This window comes from Bacillus sp. BSL6 (genome assembly GCF_052928345.1).
Genome location: NZ_JAVGCW010000028.1, coordinates 1 through 2581, shown reverse-complemented (window position 1 = coordinate 2581; position 2581 = coordinate 1). Strand labels below are relative to the sequence as shown.

At 35.0% G+C, this 2581-nt stretch carries 2 protein-coding genes and 1 rRNA gene; all 3 read left to right on the top strand.

Features of this window, described 5'->3' with window-relative positions; translation table 11 throughout:
* Window positions 1-7: 7 nt before the first annotated feature.
* Window positions 8-123: ribosomal RNA gene (rrf, locus tag RCJ96_RS27345) — 5S ribosomal RNA — on the top strand.
* A 222-nt stretch (window positions 124-345) separates the two neighbouring features.
* The gene (locus RCJ96_RS27340; RefSeq protein ID WP_270796934.1) at window positions 346-1305 is read left to right on the top strand and encodes an alpha/beta hydrolase; all 960 of its coding nucleotides are present in this window, start codon (window positions 346-348) and stop codon (window positions 1303-1305) included.
* Between the two features lie 165 nt (window positions 1306-1470).
* The gene (locus RCJ96_RS27335) at window positions 1471-2202 is read left to right on the top strand and encodes a DsbA family oxidoreductase (protein WP_416504797.1); all 732 of its coding nucleotides are present in this window, start codon (window positions 1471-1473) and stop codon (window positions 2200-2202) included.
* Window positions 2203-2581: the final 379 nt, after the last annotated feature.

Here is a 2581-nt window from a genome sequence, read left to right as displayed (position 1 = left end):
TTCATAGTTTGGTGATGATGGCAGAGAGGTCACACCCGTTCCCATACCGAACACGGAAGTTAAGCTCTCTAGCGCCGATGGTAGTTGGGACCTTGTCCCTGTGAGAGTAGGACGTCGCCAAGCAACTGTAAGACGAGTCAAAATGACTCGTCTTTTTTGTGTTTCTAACTTCTTATTAGCCTCGAGTTATCCTTTTGTATTCAATTTCTTTCATCATTTTCGATGTGTAGTTTCAGATTTTCTATTTTATTTTTTGTGGAAGCAATCTATTGGTGTGTTAAAATAGTACCGTTATTTTTTGAGTGCTTTAATATAGGGATATTTAATTTTTAAAAAGGAGATAATATGAAAAAGATAGGTATAATTACTATAGTAGTTTTAATCCTTCTAGCGATTGTGTATATGATAGTTGGAAATTATTTTTATAACTATGCGTTGAATGCGAAACAAGAAAAAGAATTTTTGGAAGATAATCCTCATTTAGTAGAAACGGTAAATGCATCGGGAGATGCATTGGCTACAAATGAAGAGAAGAATGCGAACTTCGTATCAAAGTATAAGCCTAACACATTAACTATACGTTCTTTCGATAAACTGAATTTAACAGGTTATGAATATATGAATGAACAATCTAGTCATAAATGGGCGATTGTAGTTCATGGATACAATGGTAGGGCATCAGAAATGACGAAATATATTCGTAACTTTTATGAACAAGGCTATAATGTCATAGCACCAGATCTTCGTGGGCACGGGAATAGTGAAGGGGATTATGTTGGTATGGGCTGGCATGATCGTAAAGACATTTTGATTTGGATTCAACAAATTGTAAAGAAAGATCCTAATGCTGAAATAGCACTATTTGGTGTTTCGATGGGCGCGGCAACTGTAATGATGACTTCAGGTGAGGATTTACCTTCTAACGTTAAAGTTATTATTGAAGATTGTGGGTACTCAACTGTTGTTGATGAATTTACGTATCAATTAAAAGATCTATTCCACTTGCCGAAGTTTCCTGTTATGAATGCGGCAAATACAGTTACAAAATTAAGAGCTGGATATGATTTAGAAGAAGCTTCAGCTATTAAACAAGTTGCAAAAAGTAAAACACCGATGCTATTCATTCATGGGGATGCGGATACATTCGTTCCTTTTGAAATGTTAGATGAAGTATATAATGCTGCAAAAGTAGAAAAAGAGAAATTAATTGTTCCAGGTGCTGGACATGGAGAAGCTGAGAAGATAGATTCAAATACGTATTGGAATACCGTATGGAAGTTCGTGGGAAGATATATTCAAGCATAATTAGATTTATATATGCGATAATCAGAAGGTAATACTTTTGATTATCGTTTTTCTATTTATAGATTTATTTTAGGTTGTAGTATATAAGGCTTGAAGCATAAATTTTTGAATTCCTTAGTGCCAGTGCTACAATGATTGAAAACTACATGTTAATGAGGTGTTTCTATGAAAATTGAAGTATGGTCAGATTTTGTATGCCCGTTTTGCTACATTGGGAAACGTAGATTAGAAGTAGCTTTAGAGCAATTTCCTCATAAGAAGGATGTTGAAGTTGAGTTTAAAAGTTTTGAATTAGACCAAAATGCTCCAATCTATTCTGGAACAAGTATTAATGAAGTGCTTGCATCAAAGTATGGGATTAGTATTGAAGAAGCGAAACGTAATAACGTGCAGCTAGGTAATCATGCAGCTAGTATGGGTTTAAGTTTTAATTTTGATGAGATGAAGCCGACGAACACTTTTGATGCGCATCGTCTTGCGAAATTTGCAAAGGATCAAGGGAAAGAAAAAGAGATTACGGAAAATCTACTTTTTGCATATTTCACTGAATCGAAAAATTTAAGTGATGTGGATACGCTTGCTACTATAGCTGAAGCTTCAGGTTTAGATAAACAAGAAGCTTTACAGGTTATTAATGATAAAAGCGCATATGCAAATGATGTTAGAGTTGATGAAGCGATCGCTCAGCAATATCAAATTTCAGGAGTGCCTTATTTTATTATTAATCAAAAGTATGCTATTTCAGGTGCACAACCACTTGAAACTTTTGTTGGTGCACTTCAGCAAGTGTGGGAAGAAGAGAATCCTGTACCTACGTTACAAGAGCTTTCTTCAGAAGGTGGAAGCGATATGTCTTGTACAGATGAAAGCTGTTCGGTACCTTCAAAAGAACAATAGTTTTTATGATGGAAAGCAACCCATAGAGTAGTATATGGGTTGCTTATATATTCTGATAGAAGAGGTATGTAAATAGGGTTTTAAAAAAATGAAGTTTTTTTAAAAAACGTATTGACGATTAGAGATTAGAGGTGTAATATAGAACAAGTCGCCGATGACAATAACGTCGAAAGCGACAAACGAAATAAAAAACTTAGTTGACATTAACTAACGAAGATGTTAACATAAGGAAGTCGCAAATGAGCGACAGACAAGTTCTTTGAAAACTGAACGAAACAAACAACGTGAAACGTCAATTTTTATTTTAGATGCTAGACAAACTAACTTTATTGGAGAGTTTGATCCTGGCTCAGGATGAACGCTGGCGGCGTGCCTAATA